The 20,907-nt window shown below is 73.0% G+C and carries 16 protein-coding genes; 11 read left to right on the plus strand and 5 right to left on the minus strand.

Translation table 11 applies throughout. The features are described 5' to 3' along the window. Positions 1-76 precede the first annotated feature (76 nt). Positions 77-1,111 carry a magnesium transporter CorA family protein gene (locus AB0H37_RS31950; RefSeq protein ID WP_360616666.1) on the minus strand — a complete coding sequence of 345 codons (1,035 nt, stop codon included), beginning with the start codon at positions 1,109-1,111 and terminating at the stop codon, positions 77-79. Between the two features lie 66 nt (positions 1,112-1,177). After that, a complete protein-coding gene (locus AB0H37_RS31955) occupies positions 1,178-2,191 on the minus strand; it encodes a LacI family DNA-binding transcriptional regulator (protein ID WP_360616667.1) in 1,014 nt (337 codons plus the stop codon). A 123-nt stretch (positions 2,192-2,314) separates the two neighbouring features. On the opposite strand from AB0H37_RS31955, the gene AB0H37_RS31960 reads away from it, so the two are divergent. After that, positions 2,315-3,523: an MFS transporter gene (locus AB0H37_RS31960; RefSeq protein ID WP_329095013.1), complete on the plus strand. Its 1,209-nt coding sequence runs from the start codon at positions 2,315-2,317 to the stop codon at positions 3,521-3,523. 16 nt (positions 3,524-3,539) lie between these two features. Here AB0H37_RS31960 and AB0H37_RS31965 read toward each other — a convergent pair whose 3' ends face one another. Next, positions 3,540-5,369: a phospholipid carrier-dependent glycosyltransferase gene (locus AB0H37_RS31965; RefSeq protein ID WP_360616668.1), complete on the minus strand. Its 1,830-nt coding sequence runs from the start codon at positions 5,367-5,369 to the stop codon at positions 3,540-3,542. Positions 5,370-5,466: 97 nt separating this feature from the next. Between AB0H37_RS31965 and rsmI the strand changes: the two genes are divergently transcribed. Both rsmI and AB0H37_RS31975 read left to right on the plus strand, forming a co-directional pair. After that, positions 5,467-6,312 (plus strand): 16S rRNA (cytidine(1402)-2'-O)-methyltransferase, encoded by an 846-nt coding sequence (gene rsmI / locus AB0H37_RS31970; protein WP_179832649.1) that lies wholly within the window; start codon positions 5,467-5,469, stop codon positions 6,310-6,312. 137 nt (positions 6,313-6,449) lie between these two features. After that, positions 6,450-6,752 carry a hypothetical protein gene (locus tag AB0H37_RS31975; protein WP_329095009.1) on the plus strand — a complete coding sequence of 101 codons (303 nt, stop codon included), beginning with the start codon at positions 6,450-6,452 and terminating at the stop codon, positions 6,750-6,752. Between the two features lie 11 nt (positions 6,753-6,763). Here the strand turns inward: AB0H37_RS31975 and AB0H37_RS31980 are convergent, their stop codons facing one another. Beyond that, positions 6,764-8,590: a hypothetical protein gene (locus tag AB0H37_RS31980; RefSeq protein ID WP_360616669.1), complete on the minus strand. Its 1,827-nt coding sequence runs from the start codon at positions 8,588-8,590 to the stop codon at positions 6,764-6,766. A gap of 392 nt (positions 8,591-8,982) precedes the next feature. Between AB0H37_RS31980 and AB0H37_RS31985 the strand changes: the two genes are divergently transcribed. Both AB0H37_RS31985 and AB0H37_RS31990 read left to right on the plus strand, forming a co-directional pair. Then, positions 8,983-10,338 (plus strand): glycosyltransferase family 2 protein, encoded by a 1,356-nt coding sequence (locus AB0H37_RS31985; RefSeq protein ID WP_360616670.1) that lies wholly within the window; start codon positions 8,983-8,985, stop codon positions 10,336-10,338. A gap of 46 nt (positions 10,339-10,384) precedes the next feature. Beyond that, entirely contained in the window at positions 10,385-12,271 is a 1,887-nt protein-coding gene (locus AB0H37_RS31990) for a hypothetical protein (protein WP_360616671.1), read from the plus strand. A gap of 161 nt (positions 12,272-12,432) precedes the next feature. On the opposite strand, the gene AB0H37_RS31995 is transcribed toward AB0H37_RS31990, so the two are convergent. Beyond that, positions 12,433-14,049: a glycosyltransferase family 39 protein gene (locus AB0H37_RS31995; protein ID WP_360616672.1), complete on the minus strand. Its 1,617-nt coding sequence runs from the start codon at positions 14,047-14,049 to the stop codon at positions 12,433-12,435. Between the two features lie 92 nt (positions 14,050-14,141). Here AB0H37_RS31995 and metG point away from each other — a divergent pair, with 92 nt between their 5' ends. From metG to AB0H37_RS32025, 6 genes are all read left to right on the plus strand, one after another. Next, complete coding sequence (gene metG / locus AB0H37_RS32000; RefSeq protein WP_329094999.1) at positions 14,142-15,965, plus strand: methionine--tRNA ligase; 1,824 nt, start codon at positions 14,142-14,144, stop codon at positions 15,963-15,965. Further along, positions 15,962-16,786, plus strand: coding sequence for a TatD family hydrolase (locus tag AB0H37_RS32005; protein WP_179832655.1), 825 nt, complete (start codon positions 15,962-15,964; stop codon positions 16,784-16,786). Before metG ends, AB0H37_RS32005 begins: the two co-directional genes overlap by 4 nt. A gap of 156 nt (positions 16,787-16,942) precedes the next feature. Continuing rightward, positions 16,943-17,767 carry a transglycosylase family protein gene (locus tag AB0H37_RS32010; protein ID WP_329094996.1) on the plus strand — a complete coding sequence of 275 codons (825 nt, stop codon included), beginning with the start codon at positions 16,943-16,945 and terminating at the stop codon, positions 17,765-17,767. A 58-nt stretch (positions 17,768-17,825) separates the two neighbouring features. Then, a complete protein-coding gene (gene rsmA, locus AB0H37_RS32015; protein WP_360616673.1) occupies positions 17,826-18,731 on the plus strand; it encodes a 16S rRNA (adenine(1518)-N(6)/adenine(1519)-N(6))-dimethyltransferase RsmA in 906 nt (301 codons plus the stop codon). Continuing rightward, a complete protein-coding gene (locus AB0H37_RS32020; RefSeq protein WP_360616674.1) occupies positions 18,728-19,909 on the plus strand; it encodes a hypothetical protein in 1,182 nt (393 codons plus the stop codon). The genes rsmA and AB0H37_RS32020 overlap by 4 nt, the downstream gene beginning before the upstream one ends. A 21-nt stretch (positions 19,910-19,930) precedes the next feature. Further along, positions 19,931-20,860, plus strand: coding sequence for a 4-(cytidine 5'-diphospho)-2-C-methyl-D-erythritol kinase (locus AB0H37_RS32025; RefSeq protein ID WP_329094991.1), 930 nt, complete (start codon positions 19,931-19,933; stop codon positions 20,858-20,860). Positions 20,861-20,907: the final 47 nt, after the last annotated feature.

Below are 20,907 nucleotides of genomic sequence, written 5' to 3' on the forward strand. Positions count from 1 at the left end.
TGTCCAATATTGATATGACGTGAGATTCGATATGCGAATGCATATGACAGCGCCCCGACCTCGCCGGACGCCGCGATCAGAGCCAGTCGCGGATCTTGAAGATCACGTAGAGGGAGAGGCTGCAGACGACGACGATGACCGTGCTGGCGACGAAGCCGGAGTGCTGGGAGAACCCGGGATAGGGGACGTTCTGCCCGTAGAACCCGGTCACGGCGGTCGGCACCGCGATGATCGCCGCCCAGCTGGTGACCTTCTTCATCACCTCGTTCATCCGGTTGCCCTGCAGCGCCAGCCGCGTCTCCAGCAGGTCGGCGACGAGGTCGCGCAGGCCGTCGGTCGACTCCGCGACGCGCAGGGTGTGGTCGTAGACGTCCTGGAAGTAGGGGACGAGCGGCGCCGGGACGAACTTCAGGTCGCGGCGCAGCAGCGTGTTGAGCACCTCCCGCATCGGCAGCGCGACCCGCCGCAGCGCGGCCAGGTTCTTGCGCAGCCGGTAGCTGCGCCGCTGGATCTCCTTGACCGGGAACATGGCGTCGAAGACGAGGTCCTCGACCGTGTCGGCCTCGTCGTCGAGCGCCTGGACGGCCGTCAGCTGCAGGTCGACGACCAGGTCGAGCAGCCCGTAGAGCAGGAACGCGGCGGTCGGCTCGGCGAGACCGGCGTCCGGGGTCTGGTCCCAGCGCCGGATCAGCGCGTCGACGTCGAACCCGCAGTCCTGCCGGACCGTGACGAGGGCGCGCTCGCTGACGAAGGCCGACACCTCGTGCATCGCCAGCTCGCCGTCGGTCACCACCGGGACGTAGACGTTGAGGAACGCGTACCCCTGGTAGCGGTCGAGCTTCGCCCGCTCGTGCCGGGACACCGCGTCCTCGACGGCGACGGGATCGAGGCCGAGCTCGTCGCTGACCACGTGCAGGTCCTCACGCCGCGGCGCGCACAGGTCGAGCCAGACGACGACGTCCGGGCGCTCCAGGTAGTCGCTCAGCCGCGCGACGGGGAAGCCCTCCGCCTCGATCGCGCCGCCGTGCCAGGCCCGCGTCCGCGGGGGCGCCGAGCCGATCCGGTTACCCGGATCCTCGTCGGCATCGGTCTCGGACGGATGAGATCCCATGCGCGGCTTATACCCCTGCTTTCCCAGGACATGAGGGGGCGGGGCGAGCCGGGCCGTCCGGGCCGGTCAGCGGGCGCGCGGCGGCGCCGTCGAGCCGCGGACGACGAGCTCGCCCGGCAGGACGCGGGGGGCCGGGCTGCGGCCGTCGAGGAGGTCGAGGAGCGCCGCCATGCCCTGCGCGCCCAGTTCCTCGGCCGGCAGCCGGACGGTCGTCAGTTCGGGTTCCAGCGCCGTCGCCAGCAGCACGTCGTCGAAACCGGTGACCGACACGTCGGACGGTACGTCCAGGCCCAGCGCGCGGGCCGCCTTGTACGCACCCGCCGCGATCAGGTCGTCGTCGCAGACCAGCGCGGTCGGCGGCTCCGGGGCGGCGAGCAGCCGGGTCGCGGCGTCCTTGGCCGAGGCGACCTCGATCGCGCAGCCGGCCCGGGTCAGGACGCCTCCCGGCAGGTCCGCCACGACCTCGGCGAGGGCGTCCGCGCGGGCGTGGAACGTCCACTGGTCCGGGGCGGCGGCCACGTGCCCGATCCGGCGGTGGCCGAGGCCCGCCAGGTGCGCCGCGATCGCCCGCATCCCGTCGGCCACACCGAAGTCGACCGTGGGGACGGGGGCGCCGGGCCGTCCGGCCGGGCCGCTGTCCAGCATCACGACGGGCGTCTCGCCGAACCCGCCGAGCGCCTCCGCGGCCATCGAGGACGCGAGGACGCCGTCGATCGCCTCGTCCGGCGCCGCGAACGGGCCGTCGGCGGGGCCCGCCGCGTCGTCCGGCCAGGTCGAGACCACGACGCCGAAGCCGTGCCGGGCCGCGACCCGCGCGGCGCCCGTGTAGACGGGGCCGAAGAACGGCGCGGTCAGGGTCGGCACCATCAGCAGCACGGTCCGGCTCGTCCCGAGCCGCAGGTTCCGGGCGGCCTGGTTGGGCCGGTAGCCGAGCCGCGCGGCGGCGCTCCGCACGCTGCGCGCGGTCGCGGGGGAGACGCGCCCGCTCCACTTGCCGCCCAGCACGAGCGAGACCGTGGACTGCGAGACCCCGGCCTCCTGAGCCACGTCCTTGCTGGTGGGACGGCTGATCGCCGGCACCTGCGCCTCCCTGGGCGGATCGGTGGAACGAATTCAGACTAGAACGGAAGGGCCCGGAAGTGGTACGTATGACGGAGGTAATACGTATGACTGACAACTGAGACAGGATCCCGGGGGCCATCGATGCGCGGCTATGTCGTCTTCCTGCGGAGGCCGTACGCGGGGCGGTTGCTCGGCGGCACCCTCCTCGGCCGGCTGCCCAACGGGATGGGGATGCTCGCCGTCGTCCTGCACGTCCGCGCCGACGACGGCGGCTACCCCCTCGCCGGGACCCTCGCCGCGATCCTCGGGCTGTCGACCGCCGCCGGGCAGCCCGTCCTCGGCCGCGCCATGGACAGGTTCGGCCAGCCGCGGGTCCTGCTGCCCGCCGCCTGCGCCTCCGCGGCCGGATTCGCCCTGCTCGCCGCCGTCGGGGCGGCCCCGCTTCCGGTGGCGGTCGCCGCCGTCTCCGCCGCCGGGTTCGCCACCCCGCCGCTCGAAGCCGGGCTGCGCGCCCTGTGGCCCGACGTCCTGGACGGTCCGGAGCAGGTCGACGCCGCCTACGCGCTCGACGCCGCCGCCCAGGAACTGCTGTTCACCGTCGGGCCGCTGCTCGTCGTCGCCGCGGCCGTCGTGAACACCGAGACCGCGCTGCTGATCACCGGCGCCCTCGGCATCGCCGGGACGCTCGTCGTCGCGCTGTCCGGGCCGTCGCGCAGGTGGCGGGGCGAGCCGCGCGCCTCGGACTGGGCCGGGCCGCTGCGGTCGCCCGGCCTGCGGGTCCTGCTGCTGTCGCTCGCCTGCGCCGGGATCGCGCTCGGCGTCTACTCCGTCGCCGTCGTCGCCTACGCCGAGAACCTGGGCCGCGACCTCGCCTCCGGGCTGCTGCTCGCGTGCATGGCGGGCGGTGCCCTCACGGGCGGGATCGCCTACGGCGCCCGCCCGTGGGCGGGCGCCGCGCACCGGCGGCTCCCCTGGCTGCTGGCCGCGCTCGCCGCCGGGTACATCCCGCTCGTCCTCGCGCCGGGCCTGCCCGTCATGTCGGTGCTCGCGTTCGTCTCCGGCGTCTTCCTCGCGCCCGTGCTGGCGTGCAGCTTCACGCTGGTCGACCGGCTCGCCCCGGCCGGGACCGTGACCGAGGCGTTCGCGTGGATCGTCGCGGCGATCGGCGCGGGCAGCTCTGTCGGCTCGTTCGTCTCGGGCGTCGGGCAGGACGCCGCGGGCGTGCCCGGCGCGTTCGCGGGCGCCGGGGTCGGGGGCGTCCTCGCCCTGGCCCTGTGCCTGCTCGGCGCGCGGACGCTGCGCCCCGCCGCGGGCCCGGCCGTCACCGCGGACGCCGCCGCCCGGCTGTGACGGTCCGGGCCGCGCGTCAGACCCAGCGGGAGAACCACATCCGCGCCTGCCAGTCGTCGTAGGGGATCGTCTGCGCGGACAGGATCGGATGGAAGTACGCGAAGTTGGCCAGCACCACCAGCAGGAAGGCCCCCGCCGCGGCGGCGCCGATCAGCCGCCGGACCCCGGCCGCCTGGACGGGCGCCGGCGGCGCGTGCGCCCCGTGCCCGTCATACGGCGCGTGCTCGTCATACGACTTGTCCTCGTCATAAGGCGTGTGCTCGTGCTCGTCGTGCGGCGCGTGCTCGTCGTACGGGGTGAGAGCCGGTTCCGCGTCGGCCGGCGCTTCCCACGGCAGGCCGGGAGGTTCTTCGGAGGAGGCCCGCCGGGGAGCGGTGGGCCCCGCGTCGTAGCCGCTCTCTCCGGGGCGCGCCGCGTGCGCGCCCGCCGCCGAGGCGGGCGCGGGTCCTATCAGGTAGCCCAGCACCAGGACGACCGCCAGCACCATGAACGGGATCAGCGGCGTCGCGTAGAACAGGAACATCGTGCGGTCGGCGAACGCCGACGGGAACCAGGTCAGCCACCCCGCGAGGAAGCCGAGCAGGATCGCCCCCGCCCGCCAGTCCCGCAGGATCAGCCAGATGAACGCGACCACGACCAGCGCGACCAGCGCCCCCCACCACAGCGCGGGCGTGCCGATCCCGAGGATCTCGCGCGAGCAGCGGGTCGCGCCGCCGCACGCGCCCTTCGGCTCGGTGTAGAAGAACGCGACCGGACGGCGCAGGATCGGCCAGTCCCACGGCCACGACTGGTAGGGGTGCTTGGCGTCCAGACCGGTGTGGAAGCCGAGCATCTCCGAGTGGTAGTGCCACAGCTTCGGCATCGCCTCGAACGGCCGCCACAGCGGGTTGCCGGAGACCTCGCCGCGCCCCCAGCCGCCCGGCCTGAAGATCCAGCCCCACCAGGTCGCCAGGTAGGCGACCAGCCCCGCCACGACGATCTGCACGAACGCCGGGACGGCCTCCAGCAGCATCGTCCCCTGCAGCGGGGCCCGGATCCCGGCGGCGCGGCGGGCGCCGTAGTCCCACAGGACGGTCATGAGCCCGAACGCGGCGACGTAGAAGACCCCCGTCCACTTGGTGGCGCAGGCGAGGCCGAGGCAGACGCCCGCCCCCCACCGCCAGCCGTGCGCGAGGAACGGCCCGTACACCGAGGTCCGGCCGTCCTCGATCCGCTCTGCGAGCACCCGGCGGGACCGGTCCCGGTCGTTCACCAGGCAGGCGAACCCGGCGAGGACCCAGAACATCACGAAGACGTCCAGCAGCGCGGCCCGGCTGGTCACGAACGCCAGGCCGTCCAGCGCGAGCAGCAGCCCGGCGGCGCAGCCGAGCAGCGTCGAGCCGGTCATCCGGCGGGCGACGCGGCACAGGATCAGCACCGACAGCGTTCCGACCAGGGCGGGCACGAACCGCCATCCGAACGGTGTCGCGCCGAACATCCACTCGCCGATCGCGATCATCCACTTGCCGAAGGGCGGATGCGCGACGAACGCGGGCCCGCTGCCCCAGATCTGGGCGTCCGGGTCGGCGATGAGCATCTTGTCGGCGTTCTCGACCGTGTTGTGCTCCCAGCCGAACTTCAGCAGGGCGAGCGCGTCCTTGGCGTAGTAGGTCTCGTCGAACACCACGGCGTTCGGCGTCCCCAGCCGGTCGAAACGCAGGTACGCGGCGAGCGCGGTGACCAGCAGCGGGCCCAGCCAGGACAGCAGCGGGCTGCCGGGGATCGCCGGCGTGAGCCATTCCCGCAGCGGAGGGGGCCTGCGCCGGGACGCCATGGCCGGGACCGGAGCCAGATCCGTCGTCGACATCCTGCGAGTTTATTTGCACTTCCCTCCTCCTTCAGGACCTTGGTGCCTTCCCTGGGACAATGAGCCGCGTGACGGGACGACCGGGATGGGGGCCGTGATGGAGGCGGAGACGGGAACGCTGCGGCTCGCGGCGGCGCCGATCGGGAGGCCCGAGGACGCCTCGGCCCGGTTGCGGGCGGCGCTCGCGGAGGCGCCGGTCATCGCGGCCGAGGACACGCGGCGGCTGCGGCGGCTGGCGGGCGACCTCGGCGTCGAACTGGCCGCGCGCGTCGTGTCCTACAACGACCTGAACGAGCGGCAGCGGGCCGCGGGCCTGGTGGAGGACCTGCTCGCCGGACGGGACGTGCTGGTCGTCACCGACGCCGGGATGCCGGGCGTGTCGGACCCCGGCTACCGGCTGGTGCGCGCCGCCGTCGCCGAGGGCGTCCCGGTCACGGTGCTGCCCGGTCCGTCCGCCGTCACGACCGCGCTGGCGGTGTCGGGGCTGCCCACCGACCGGTTCTGCTTCGAGGGGTTCCCGCCGCGCAAGCCGGGCGAGCGGGCCCGCCGGCTGGAGTCGCTCGCGGCCGAGCCCCGCACGATGGTGTTCTTCGAGTCGCCCCGCCGGCTGCCCGTCACCCTCGCGGCGATGGCGGAGGCGTTCGGCGCGGACCGTCCCGCCGCGGTGTGCCGCGAGCTGACCAAGACCTACGAGGAGGTCCGCCGGGGGACGCTCGGCGACCTCGCCGCGTGGGCGAAGGACGGCGTCCTCGGCGAGATCACTGTGGTGGTCGGCGGCGCGCCCGAGCCGCGGGGGCTGACGGACCCGGCGGAGCTGGCGGCGGCGGTCGCCGCGCGGGAGGCCGCCGGGACGCCGCGCAAGCAGGCCATCGCCGAGGTCGCCCGGGAGAACGGCGCCCAGAAGCGCCTCGTGTACGACGCCGTGGTCAAGGCCAGGACATAGTCACCGCCCTCAATGCGGTCAAAACGCGTTCCAACTGGGCATAAATCATCCGGTGGCCTCCGGCCGCGGCATCCGACGGAGCAGACCAGGGGCGCCGAAGTCACGCGCGGAAGACGGTCTGTGAGGGGGCGAGTGCCGTGCATGAGGCATGGACGAGCCGCGAAGTCTGGGTCTTCGAGTGTCTGAGCTGCGCAGCGTCCTGGGATGAGGAGTTCCAGGTCCGGCACTCCGGTGACGGGCACGGCAACGAGGCGGTCATCTACCGGTGCCATGGCCAGCCCTGCACGACGCCCTGGATGGACCGGTCCTGCCCGACCTGCGGCAGCCAGAACGTCAAGGCGCTGTCGGCGAGGGACGGCGGGCATGACGAGGTGCCGATGGCCCGCAGCGGCAGCGACGTGGCGATGGTCTTCCACCTCCGCCGCATGCACGCCTGGTAGCCGCGCGGCGGTCAGGCGGTGACGCGGACGGCCTCCGGGGACTCCTGTGCCGCCGGCTCGGCCGGCGGGGTCGCCGCGTTCTTTCCGCGGCCCGTGAGGCGGCGCGTCCAGCCGGCCGCCGTCGCGCGGGCCTCGGGCCTGAACGCCAGCCCGGCGGCGAGCGCCGCCAGCGGTACGGCGGGCAGCACGTACCGGTAGTCGAACTCGGCGGTGGCCGCGGGCGCGAGCAGCAGCCCGGTGGCGAGCGTCCACGGCAGCAGCGCCTCGCCGCCGAACCTGCGCCACAGCGGGATCAGCCCGGCCAGGCCGAGGAGCAGGATGCCGCCGACCATGGTGCCGCGCAGGTAGAAGACGTCCTGGTAGCCGCGGGCGGCCCCGGCGAACGGCTCGACGACCTGCGTGCGGGCGTTGCCGTGCTCGTAGCCGCGCGCGTCCTGGGCGGCCGTCCCGCCGCCGGGCATGTGCCAGTCGGGCAGCGGCCTGCTCTTCTTCTCGAACTCGTACTGCGAGTACGTCGCCGGGTCGGGGAACACCGTGCGCTTCCACTGGAAGACGCGGAAGAAGTCATGCGCGACGACCCGCGCGTAGTCGAGCGGCTGGGCGGCGATGGCCCGCTTGGCGAAGTCGTTGCCGAGCTTGTTGTTCTCGGGGCTGAACCGCGTGCCGGTGTAGCGGTTGAGCGGGGAGCGGGCGTTCCAGATGCCGTCCTGCGAGTTCGGCAGCCGGTTCGCGGGCTCGGTGCACAGCGGGTACTCGCTGACCGGCAGGTCCTCCATCCGATGGCAGTCGGCGAACTTGTAGACCCGCGCGTACAGGAAGATCCCGTTGCTCTCGGTGATCGCGAACTTGTCGCTCTCGGCCTTGTACCAGCCCATGTAGCCCAGCACCGGCAGCAGGCAGGCGACCAGCGTGACGGCCATGAGCCGCCAGCCGCTGCGGCGGATCAGCATGTACACCAGCACGCCGAGGAGCACCGGCATCCCGACCGAGCGGGTCAGCCACGCCAACCCGACGATGAGCCCGACCGACGCGGCGATCTTCCAGGTCGGGCGGTCGTGCCACAGCAGCAGCGTCACCGCGCACATCACCAGGAAGGTGAACGTCGTGTCCGACAGCACCAGGTGTTCGAGCTGCAGCTGGTAGGCGTCCAGCAGGACCGGCGCGGACGCGAGCGCGGCTCCCCAGCCGGGCAGCCCGAACCGGCGCCGCAGCAGCGCGTAGATCATCACGCCCATGGCCAGGCCCATGAGGTGCTGGAGCCCGGCGACCAGCGCGAAACTGTGGAAAGGCTTGAGGACGAGCAACAGGAACGAGTACCCGTCGGGCCGCAGCGGGTGCGGGTACGGGTCCATCGCGACGTTCAGATAGTCGAAGCTGTCGTTGAAGAACATCACCGGCTGGTAGCCGAGCATCGCCACCAGGCGGAGCAGCGCCGCTATGGCAATGATCACACTGAAGACCGGGTTCCGGCGCGCCAGCGTCCACAACCCGCGGCCGCGTCCGCGACCCGGCTCCGCACTCTCTCCGGGTGCGTCGTCCGGCGCGTCCCCCGATTCCGGACGCCCCTTTGTGGCGGTTTCCGGGTCGTCCTTAATGGCCTCGCTGGAAGCGCTGACCGTTATGCCGGATTCCAGGTCCGCCGTGCCGGAATCGGGAGCGGCGTTGCCGACTCCTGACGGAGGCTTGGCCGACTCCGGGCCGGTCTTCGTGTCCCCGGGCGTGTCGCCCGGGGCGTCCGGTGCGGCCGTCGCCGCGGCGGACGCGGCCGCCGTCGCCAGGGCGGTCCCGCCCTGCGCCGACCCGTCGAGCGCGGTGCCCCGCGGCGTTTCCCCCGCCACTGCCGCACCTTCCCTTCGATGTCCGGCCCCCGGTCCGGTGGCATTGCGTCGGTCCAGGGCACTACGTTCGTCCACGGCACTGCGTCCTGCGGCGCGCGTCACAGCCGGCCACCTTTCCGGGCCGCCGTGCCCGTATGCTTGACGTCCTAACATGCCGCCCGCGACGGTGCCGGATAGGGTTTTCCGGTTGCAAGTGGGCAACACGATACGGGTGCTCTTGACGAGAGCGGCCATCATGCCCCGCCCTCGGCGGGCATCATGAACGCCGACGGGCCGTCCCGATGAACAACACGCGGAACAATAGAGATTAGTGGAAAACGCCGCAGACGGTCAGCAGGTGTAACAGGGTCACCAAGAGTAACGACGCCACCAGGGGTAACGAAGGAGATCGCGTGGAACTCTCCGTAGTGATGCCATGTCTGAACGAGGCCGAGACGGTCGAGACCTGCGTCCGCAAGACCATCGGTTTCTTCGAGGACAGCGGCATCGACGGCGAGGTGGTCATCGCCGACAACGGCAGCACCGACGGCAGTCAGCAGCTGGCCCGGGACGCGGGCGCCCGCGTCGTGCCGGTGATCGACAAGGGCTACGGCAACGCCCTGATGGGCGGGATCCGGGCCGCGCGCGGCAGGTACGTCGCGATGGGCGACGCCGATGACTCCTATGACTTCGCCACCCTCGGCCCGTTCCTCGACGAGCTGCGCGACGGCGCCGACCTCGTCATGGGCAACCGGTTCAAGGGCGGCATCGCCGAGGGCGCCATGCCGCCGCTGCACCGCTACCTGGGCAACCCGGTGCTCAGCTTCGTCGGCCGGCTGTTCTTCGGCAGCAAGATCGGCGACTTCCACTGCGGCCTGCGCGCCTTCGACAAGGACGCGATCCTGCGGCTCGGCCTGCAGACCGGCGGCATGGAGTTCGCCAGCGAGATGGTCGTCAAGGCGACCCTGCAGGGCTACGACATCCGCGAGGTGCCGACCACGCTGTCGCAGGACGGCCGGACCCGCGCCCCGCACCTCAACACCTGGCGCGACGGCTGGCGCCACCTGCGCTTCCTCATGCTCTACAGCCCCCGCTGGCTGTTCCTCATCCCCGGCCTGGTCTTCATGACGCTCGGCCTGGTCGCCGGGATCGCGCTGTCGACCGGTCCGGTGACCGTCGGGGAGATCGCCTTCGACGTCGACACGCTGGTCGGCGCCTCCGCCGCGCTGGTGATCGGCTTCCAGGCGGTGCTGTTCGCGCTGCTGACGAAGGTCTACGCGATGCAGGAGGGATTCCTGCCGCACGACCGCCGGGTGCAGAAGGTCATCGACTGGTGGAGCCTGGAGCGCGGCCTGCTGCTCGGCGGGCTGCTCGCCGCCGCCGGTCTCGCCGGCCTGGTCGCCTCCCTGCTGCACTGGCGGGTGAACAGCTTCGGCGAGCTGGACCCGCGGCACTCGCTGCGCATCGTCGTCCCGGCCGCGACCGCGCTGGTGATGAGCTTCCAGGCGATCTTCGCCTCGCTGTTCGTCAGCATCCTCGGCATCCGCCGCCGCCAGCACCCGCCGCTCACGGACCCGGCCGAGGAGGCCGCGGGCGTCGTCGACGCCGCCGCGATGAAGGTCGCCAGGGACGAGGCCGAGGAGGCCGAGAAGGCCGCCGAGGGCGACGTGCAGGCCGACGGTGCCGCGACCGCGGACGAGCGGGAGAAGGTGGCCGCCGGCAAGGCGGGCGCGACCGCGCCCGAGGACGGCGGCGAGGACGGCCGCTGAGCGTCTCCGGGCCGGGCCCGGGCGCCCCGCCCGCACCATGACAGGCTTGACCCTCGATGGATCTTCTTTCCCCGGCAGCCGGCGCCCGGCGCGCCGCGCGCCGGTGAGCACGCACACGCCGCAGGACGCCGCGCCCCCGGACGCACCGCCCGGAGGCGCGGTCGCCCGGCCGCCGGCCTTCCCCGCCGACCCGGTCGCCGCCCCGCCGCGCGCGGACCGCCGCCGCTGGGCCTGGCTGTTCGCGCTCGGCTGGGTCGCGCAGGTCGCCGTGCGCCTCTGGCTCGCGTCGGGGCAGACGGTGCCGGTGGCGACGCCGGACGAGTCGGGGTACCTGTTCGCGGCCCGCGTCCTGACCGGCGGGCCCGACGCCGACATGTCGTTCGGGACGGTCTACCGCGGCGGCTACCCGCTGCTGCTGACGCCCGCCTTCTGGATCGGCGAGGGCCCGGTCGGCGTCTACCGGGCCGCCCTGGCGATCAACGCGCTGGTCAGCGCGGCGATGCTGCCGCTGGCCTACCTGCTGCTGCGCCGGCTGGCGGTGCGGCGGCGCTGGTCGTACGTCTTCGCGCACGTCACCGCCCTGCTGCCGGGCGTGCTGTTCTACTCCGGGTTCGTGCTGACCGACGCGATCCTGCCGGTGCTCGTGGTCGGCTGGCTGCTCCTGGCGCACACCTGGCTGACCGCGCCGCCCCCGGCAGGGCGCCGCTCGTCCGTCCGGCTGACACTGGCCGGGGCGGGCGCGTCGCTGCTGGTCGCCTACGCCTACGCCTGCCACACCCGCGGCGCGATCCTGCTGCTCGTGCACGCCGCGCTGCTCGGCGCCGCCCTGGTGTTCCGGTGGCGGTCCTGGCGCGCCGTGGCCGCCGCCGCGCTCGCCCTCTCCGCCGCGACGGCCACGGCGATGCTGCTGAACCGGTCCCTGCTGCCGCACATGTACCCGCAGGGCGACAACGACCTCGGCGGCAACGTCGTGAAACGCCTCACCACCCTGGACGGGTGGGGCTGGACGCTCTCGCTCGGCACCGGCCAGGTCTGGTACCAGTCCGTCGCGACCGGCGGCGTGGCGGCGCTCGGGCTCGTCGCGGTCGCGTTCCTCGCGGTCCGCCGCACCACCCCGGGGCCGCTGCGGGCGCTGGCGCTCGCCGTCGCCGCGCTCGTGGCGGGCATCGCGTTCGCGACGTCGGCGGCCCTGCCGGTCGAGTACCGCATCGGCAACTACGTGTACGGCCGCTACCTGGCCAGCGTTACGCCGGCGCTGTTCGCGGTGGGCGTCGCGGTCCTGATGCGCGCCTCGCGGCGGACGCTGCTGTGGGCGGCGGGCACGGCGGCCGTGCTGACGGTCGTCGCCGCGTGCGTCGTCCAGTGGTACGCGGGCGACCTGCTCACCCGGTACACCTACACGGCCTACGACTTCCCGGAGACATCGTTCCTGACCTGGGACTGGACGGCCTTCCACCTCTGGCGCGCCACGCTGGCCGGGCTCGGGCTGCTCGCGCTGTCGGCGGCGTCCGTCCTGCTGCGGCCGCGCCGCACGAACGGTCCGCTGCTGCTGGCGGGCCTGCTGGCCGTCGTCGCGGTGGCCATGTGCGTCACCGCCACCGAGCGCATCGCGCAGCCGCTGGTGCGCGCCGAGACGGCCTACACCGACCTGCGGGGCAGCGTCGACCTGACGAAGCAGCGGTCCATCGCCGTCGACTGGAACATCTGGTGGACGATCCGGCTCTCCCAGTACTACTGGGCCTGGTGGGGGGACGGGAGGGTGTTCGACGCGCGCTGGACCGCGCCGCCGCAGGACGCCGACATGATCGTCCTGGCCTGGCCGAAGAACGCCCCACCCGCCGCGTCATGGCCGAAGGGCGCCCCGCCCGGTTGGCGCGTCGTCGCCAGCCGCCGCACCGTCGAGGGCGACTGGGTCGCCTGGCTGCGTGGCTGAAGTCCCGGCCCACTGCGCTCGCCTTGCGGCTCGCTTCGTGACCGGGCCTGGGCGAACGCGGCATCGCTTCGCGATCTGCCCGGTTTCGCTCGCCTTCGGCTTCGCTGCACCGGGCAGGTCACGCGTTCGCGTGCGTGGCCGAGGCCACTTCGAGACAAGCCCTAATTCCCGGTGCTGCTCCCTGCGGGGGGATTCCAGAGCTGCAGGACCCCGTCCGACGAGCGCCACATGAGCGTCCAGCCCTGGGCGGGGTCGGGGCGCCAGCCGCCGCCGATCTGCGACTCCATGCCGCGCCAGCGCGTGTAGAGCATCGGCCCCTCCGTCGCGTTGCGCGGGACGGGCAGGTAGTGCGGGAAGTCGCGGATCTCGCCGCGCCAGACCGGACGGCCCCACACGTCGCGCGTGTAGAAGGTGAGGGTCTGCGCGAGCCGCCGGTCGGCGCAGATCAGCGTGATGTCGCGGTGGCCGCCGAGGTAGCCGCGCAGCTCGCTCCACGCCTTGTCGCGCGGCAGTTCCGGGACGGCGCGGACGGCCGCCACCGCGTACGTCCCGCCCAGTGCGACCGCCAGGACGGGCGCCACGACGGTCCGCAGCCGCAGCCGTGACACCAGGTCGGACGGCAGCATCCGGAACATCAGGATCAGCGATCCGGACCCGCCGGCGAGCAGCGCGGGCAGCACGGCGAACCAGTACCGCTGGAGCCAGGCGCGCAGCGAGATGTCGTTCGGGTCGAGGACGCCGGAGAACAGCGTCAGCGGCACCGCCAGCGTGAAGAACCACACCAGGACCAGCGCGAGCCGCCGGTCGCGGGTGACGGCCCAGCCGACGACGGTGAGGGCCAGCGCCGCGGTGAAGACGAGCCCGAGCGGGTTCCACTCGTGCATCGCGCGCAGGAACGACCGCGCGGCGAGCGAGCGGGTGACGTAGTCGCGGGACTGGCCGCCGTGCTCGGCCGCCGACATCAGCCCGGCGAGCGGGCTGCCCCACACCAGCTGGTTGTGGACGAAGTTGACCAGCAGGATCGCCAGCATCGGCGCGCCGACCACGACGTTGCGGCGCCACGGGATCCGCAGCAGCGCCAGGTAGGCGGGGATGGCGAGAAAGAGGAAGGCCAGGAACTCCCGGACGAGGAACGACGCGCCGAGGAGCACCCCGGCGGCGAGCAGCATCCGCGTCTGCGCCCGGCCGGTCCTGCGGCTCGCGACGACGAGCCCCGCCATCCCGATGGTGAACAGCCCGGCGCCCGGCATGTCCGGCAGCATCACCCCGGACGACCAGGTGATCTCGTGGCCGAACGGGTTGGTCATGGTGAAGAACGGGTGGACCAGCATGACCGCCGCGGACACCAGGCCCGCGACGTCCCCGAACAGGGACCGGACGACCAGGTACGTCCCGACGAAGAAGGCGGCGCCGCCGAGGGCGGCGACGGTGAAGTAGGCGGCCTGGCCGTCCCCGAGGACCTCCTGGGCGAGCCTCGCCGGGAGCACCAGCCCGATCCGGGTGACCTGGTGCGGGACCTCGTCGAACGGCCACTGGGTGAGCGGGATGTGCGGCCAGTCGCGGGCGGCGAGCCACACGTAGTACGGGTCGAAGTACAGCGGCGGCGTCATGATCACCCATTGGGCGAGCACCGCGGACGCCGCGACCAGCAGCGACAGCCACACCACCCGCCGCGTCCGCCGCACCCGGGCCAGCAGGCGGGAGGGGAGGGACGGCGCCTCCGGCCCCGCGTCGCCGGCTTCCCGGGCGACCGCCTGGTCGGACGTGGTCTGGGCCATGCCTTGAGTCCCGCCTCCGCTGGTCCGTGCTGTGACGCCGAGCCAGATTACTCGCGTGCCGCGGCCCCCGTGACGCGACTACCCTTGATTCCATGTCCTCGTCAAGCCGTCATATCTTGACCGCGCCCGCATGGCCGTACGCCAACGGGCCCCGTCACATCGGGCACGTCTCCGGTTTCGCGCTGCCCGCCGACATGTTCAGCCGCTACCAGCGGATGGCGGGCAACAAGGTCCTGATGGTCAGCGGCACCGACGAGCACGGCACGCCGATCCAGGTGCAGGCCGACAAGGAGGGCGTGACGGCCCGCGAGCTGGCCGACCGCTACAGCTCCGTGATCGCCGAGGACCTGTACGGCCTCGGGATGTCCTACGACCTGTTCACGCGGACCACGACGCTGAACCACTACGCGGTCGTCCAGGAGGTCTTCAAGGGCCTGTACGACAACGGCTACATCTTCGCGACCAAGACGATGGGCGCGATCTCGCCGTCCACCGGCCGGACGCTCCCGGACCGCTACATCGAGGGCACCTGCCCCATCTGCGGGTACGACGGGGCGCGCGGCGACCAGTGCGACAACTGCGGCAACCAGCTCGACCCGATCGACCTGATCAACCCGGTGTCGCGGATCAACGGCGAGACGCCGAAGTTCACCGAGACCGAGCACTTCATGCTCGACCTGCCCGCGTTCACCGAGGTCCTCGGCCGGTACCTGCGGGGCAAGCAGGGCGGGGCGGGGCGCGGCCCCGGGGGTGAGGCGCCGTGGCGGCCGAACGTGCTGAAGTTCGCGCTGAACCTGCTGGACGACATGCAGCCGCGGGCGATCAGCCGCGACCTCGACTGGGGCGTGCCGATCCCGCTGGACGGCTGGCGCGAGAACCCGGCCAAGAAGCTGTACGTGTGGTTCGACGCCGTCGTCGGCTACTTCTCCGCGTCGGTGGAGTGGGCGCGGCGCTCCGGCGACCCCGAGGCGTGGCGCGCCTGGTGGCAGAACCCGGAGGCCCTGTCCTACTACTTCATGGGCAAGGACAACATCGTCTTCCACGCCGAGATCTGGCCGGCGATGCTGCTCGGCTACAGCGGCCAGGGCGACCGGGGCGGCACGCCCGGCTCGCTGGGCGCGCTGAACGTCCCGACGGAGGTCGTGTCGTCGGAGTTCCTGACGATGGAGGGCCGCAAGTTCTCCTCGTCCCGCCAGGTGGTCATCTACGTGAAGGACTTCCTGGAGCGCTATGACGTGGACGCGCTGCGCTACTACGTCGCGGTCGCCGGCCCCGAGAACCAGGACACCGACTTCACGTGGTCGGAGTTCGTCCGCCGCAACAACGACGAGCTGGTGGCGGCGTGGGGCAACCTCGTGAACCGCTCGGTGAACATGGCGGCGAAGAACTTCGGCGCGATCCCGGAGGCGGGCGACCTCACCGACGCCGACCGGGCGCTGCTGGAGCGCAGCCGCGCCGCGTTCGGGGCCGTGGGCGCCGAGCTCGGGCGGTCGCGGTTCAAGAACTCGATCACCGAGGCGCTGGACGTCGTCCGCGACGCCAACAAGTACCTGTCGGACCAGGCGCCCTGGAAGCTGAAGGACGACCCCGAGCGGGTCAAGTCGATCCTGCACACCGCGCTGCAGGTCGTCGACGACGCCAAGACGCTGCTGACGCCGTTCCTGCCGAACTCCTCGCAGAAGGTCTACGAGATGCTCGGCGGGCAGGGCGTGTGGAGCGGCATGCCGAGGCTGGAGACGGTGTCGGAGGAGGGCGGCCCCGACTACCGCATCCTCACCGGCGACTACGCGACCGAGGCGCGCTGGGAGTCCATCCCCGTCAAGCCGGGCGTCCCGCTGGCCAAGCCGGTGCCGCTGTTCAAGAAGCTGGACGCGTCCGTGGTGGACGAGGAACTCGCCCGGCTGGAGAAGGCGTGAGCGAGGAGGGGGACGGGCAGGCCTCACGGTCCTACCCCCCGCTGCCCGAGCGGCTGCCCGTCGACGTCTTCGACAGCCACTGCCATCTCGACATCGTCGACACGCCGGTGGACGAGCAGCTGAGGTCGGCGAGGGCGGCGGGGATCGCGCGGATCGTCACGATCGGCTGCGACCTGCCGTCCTCCCGGTTCGCGGTGGACGCCGCCGGCGAGTTCGACGACGTGTACGCGGCGGTCGCGATCCACCCGAACGAGACGACGGGCATCAGCGACGCCGTCCTGGCCGACGTCGCCCTGCTCGCCGCGCACCCGAAGGTCCGTGCGATCGGCGAGACGGGCCTTGACTACTACCGCGACTGGGCGCCCAAGGAGGACCAGCACCGCTCCTTCCGCGCCCACGTCGACATCGCCAAGCGCACCGGCAAGGCCCTGGTCATCCACGACCGGGAGGCCCACGACGACGTGCTGGCGATCCTGGAGGAGGAGGGCCCGCCCGACACGGTCGTCTTCCACTGCTACTCGGGCGACGCCGCCATGGCGCGGGTCTGCGCCGATCGCGGCTACCTGATGAGCTTCGCCGGGAACGTCACGTTCAAGAACGCCGAGCCCCTGCGGGACGCGCTGCGCGCGGCGCCGCTCGACCTGCTGCTCGTGGAGACCGACGCGCCGTTCCTGACGCCGATCCCGCACCGCGGCAAGCCGAACGCCTCGTACCTGATCCCGCACACCGTCCGCGCGATGGCGGAGGTCAAGGGCGTGGACCTGGCGGAGCTGTGCGCCGCGATCGCCGCGAACGGGGAGCGCGCCTTCGGTCCCTGGTGACCCGCGCGAAGCCGGCCGGCGGCGCGGGTCCCGTGGCACGCATATCGGGCAAATGGGGCGAGTGGCGGCGTTGCGGTGGCGGAGAAGGGCGGGGACCTCTAATCTCTGGCCGTTGGACGGGCGCCCCCCGAGCCCGGCTCCCTGGAGGAACTCCCCGTGCCTTCCCCATCCGCGCCGCGCGGGCGCGCGCCCCGCGCGATCGCGCCCCTCGCCGTCCTGCTGGCGTCCGCGCTGCTCGCCTCGGCGTGCGGTGGGGACGGAGGATCGGCGGCCCCGAAGAACGGCGTCGTCGCGGACGCGCCGCGCACCACCGCCCCCGCGCCGCGCAAGATCGTCATCATGGTCGACGCGAAGAAGACCGAGACCATGACGACCGGCGCGACCGTCGGCCAGGTGCTGGAGCAGGCGAAGATCGCGCTCGGCCCGCACGACCTGGTCGAGCCGGCCGCCGACAAGCCCGCCGGGGACGTCATCAAGATCATGCGGCTGCTGTCGGACCCGGTGACCAAGGTCGTGAAGACGAACGCCCCGACGGTCCGCAAGAAGAGCTCGTCCGTCCCGCCGTGGAGCGAGAAGGAGCTGCGCAAGGGCCGCCCCGGGCTCACGATCGTCAAGGTGGCCTACGTCCGGCGCAAGGGCCGCAAGGTCACGAAGGTCCTCGCGAGGAAGGTGAAGCGCAAGCCCGTCGCGCAGATCATCGCGGTGGGGCCGAAGTCGGCGAACAGCGGCTCGGTGACGCGGCTGAACTGGCACGGCCTCGCCAACTGCGAGTCGCACAACAACCCGAAGGCCGTGAACCCGGCCGGGTACTACGGCCTCTACCAGTTCTCCATGGCGTCGTGGGCGTCGGTCGGCGGCTCGGGCAGGCCGTCGGACGCCAGCTCGGCCGAGCAGACCTACCGGGCCCAGCTGCTCTACAAGCGGGTGAACGGCCGCTGGCAGGGCCAGTGGCCCAACTGCGGGAAGTTCCTGTTCTCCTGACCGGCGCCCGCGGGGACCTGGGGGACGGGTCCGCGCGATGACAGGAGAGACTTGTCGCATGGGGGACACCAGGGGCCTGCTCGGGCCGGCGGACGTGCGGGAGCTGGCCGGGCGGCTCGGCATCAGGCCGACGAAGACGCTGGGGCAGAACTTCGTCATCGACGCCAACACCGTCCGGCGGATCGTCCGGGCCGCGGAGCTGGACCCCGATGACGTCGTCATCGAGGTGGGCCCCGGGCTGGGGTCCCTCACGCTGGCGCTGCTGCCGAAGGTGCGGCGGGTCGTCGCGGTGGAGATCGACCCGGCGCTGGCCGCCGAGCTGCCGGCCACGGCCGCGGCCCGGGAACCGGACCTCGCGGCGCGGCTGGAGGTCGTGCGCGCCGACGCGATGAGGATCACGGAGGTGCCGGGGCCGGCGCCGACGGCGCTCGTGGCGAACCTGCCCTACAACGTCGCCGTCCCCGTCGTGCTGCACCTGCTGGCCGCGCTGCCGTCGCTGCGGTCCGCGCTGGTGATGGTGCAGGCCGAGGTCGCCGACCGGATGGTCGCCGGGCCCGGCTCCAAGATCTACGGGGTGCCGTCGGTGAAGCTCGCCTGGTACGGGGACGCCCGCCGGGCCGGGCCCGTCGGGCGCGCCGTGTTCTGGCCCGCGCCGAACGTCGACTCCGGGCTCGTGGCGTTCACCCGCCGCGACCCGCCTCCGACCGGGGCGTCCCGGCGGGAGGTGTTCGCCGTGGTCGACGCCGCGTTCGCGCAGCGCCGCAAGACGCTGCGCGCGGCCCTCGCGGGCTGGGCCGGGTCGGCGGCCGCCGCGGAGGAGGCGCTGCGCGCCGCGGACGTCGATCCGCGGGCCAGGGGCGAAGCGCTGGACGTGACCGCATTTGCCCGGATTGCCGAGTATGGTCCTTCTCGCCGGGGTGATCACCCTCGAACCCCTGAGGCGAGGGCACCCCGCGGGGGATGAGACAGCATCAGTATGAGCCGGAGGTCGATGTGAAGGCGCGTTCGCGAGCGGCGCGGACCCGGATGCCGATCGTGGGGACGGCGCTGCTCGCGATCGCGGGCGTGATCGCCACGGTCGCGGCGGGCTGCGGCGGCGGCGCCGGCGCGGCACCCAAGATCACGACGACGGCGCGGGCGGGCGTGGCCCCGGTCCCACCGGACCAGGGGGCCTACTTCGGGGCGTGGGTGCCGGCGGAGGGCGCCGGCCTGCCGTCCGCCTCGCCGTCCCCGTCGGGCTCGCCGTCGGAGTCGCCGTCGGACTCGGGATCGCCCTCGGAGTCGCCATCCGGTTCGCAGTCGCCGACGCCGTCCGGGAAGGACGCCGGCAAGCCGGGCATGGCGCCCGTCCTGGACTTCGAGCAGAAGCTCGGCCGCCGGCTCGACATCGTGCAGAGCTACCGCGGCTGGAAGAGCGACTTCCCGGGCGGGCTGGAGAAGTCCGTCGCGGACGGGAACCGCTACCTGCTGCTGACCTGGGACGGCGGCGACACCCGCGAGATCGTCCAGGGCGAGCACGACGACCTGATCGCCAAGCGCGCCCGCGCCGTCAAGGCCCTCGGCAAGCCCGTGTTCCTGCGCTGGGCGCGGGACATGGACAAGTCGTCCGGCCAGAAGGGCGTCCACTCGGCGGCCGACTTCGTCGCCGCCTGGAAGCACCTGCGGGAGATCTTCAAGCGGGAGAACGTCGACAACGTCGCCTGGGTGTGGTGCCCCACCGCCCGCGGCTTCAGCGGCGCGAACGCCGGGTCCTACTACCCGGGCGACGACCAGGTCGACTGGATCTGCGCCGACGCCCAGCCCGGCGCCGACTACGACTACCGCGACCTGTCGGAGGCGCTGAAGCTGTTCATGGAGTGGTCCCGGGGGCGCCACAAGCCCATCATGATCGCCGAGTTCGGGGTGCCGAAGTCCTACGGTCCGCGCCGCGCCGAATGGCTCCGCGAGGCCGCCAAGACCCTGCAGGACCCGCAGGTCAAGGCCATCGTGTACTTCGACTCCGACGAGCAGGCGAAGAACGCCCGCGACAAGCGCCGCTCCTACTCGGTGACCGGCGACAAGCACGCGACCTCGGCGCTGCGCGAACTCGCCACGACCCCGTACTTCAACCCCCGCAACCTCCCCGTCACCAGCGGCGGCTGAGGGTCCCGTAGGGTTTCGCGAGTGAGCGCAGTGACGGTGCGGGTCCCCGCCAAGGTGAACCTCCAGTTGGGCGTCGGGCCGATCCGCGACGACGGCTACCACGACCTTGTCAACGTGTTCCACGCCGTGTCCCTGTTCGACGAGGTGACGGCCGAGCCCGCCGAGCGGCTCGCGGTGGAGGTCCGGGCGGCCCCGCACGCGCGCGTCGCGGTCGACGGCGTCCCCACCGGCGAGGACAACCTCGCCGCCAGGGCGGCCCGGCTCGTCGCCGCGCGCCTCGGCGTCGAGACGGCCGTGCGGCTCTCGATCCGCAAGGCGATCCCGGTCGCGGGGGGCATGGCGGGCGGCAGCGCCGACGCCGCCGCCGCGCTCGTCGCCTGCGCCCGGCTCTGGGACGACCGGGAGGAGCCCGCGCTCACCCGCGACGACCTGATGGAGCTCGGCGGGGACCTCGGCAGCGACGTCCCGTTCGCCGTCCTCGGCGGCACGGCGGTCGGTGTCGGGCGCGGCGAGCGGCTCACTCCCGCCCTCACCCGCGGCACCTTCCACTGGGTGTTCGCCACCGCCGACGGCGGCCTGTCCACGCCCGCCGTCTACGGCGAATGCGACCGGCTCCGCCTGGCGGCGGGGGAGGCGGCCGCCTGGCCGACCGTGTCCGAGGCGCTGATGACCGCGCTCGCCACCGGGGACGCCAAGGCCCTCGGCGCCGCGCTGTCCAACGACCTGCAACCCGCCGCGCTGTCGCTGCGCCCGTCGCTGCGCCGCACGCTCGACACCGGCCGCGACCTCGGCGCGATCGGGGCGCTGGTCTCCGGCTCGGGCCCCACCTGCGCGTTCCTCGCCGAGAGCGACGACGACGCCGCCGGGCTCGCGGACGCGCTGGACTCCGCCGGCGTCGCGGAGCAGATCGTCCGGGCCCATGGACCCGTCCCCGGGGCCACAATCATCTGACGCGACGGTGGGACGGCCCTGTCCCGGTAGCTGCCATCGTCACACAA

Origin of the sequence: Actinomadura sp. NPDC023710, from assembly GCF_040639875.1 — a bacterium.
Classification (GTDB): domain Bacteria; phylum Actinomycetota; class Actinomycetes; order Streptosporangiales; family Streptosporangiaceae; genus Spirillospora; species Spirillospora citrea.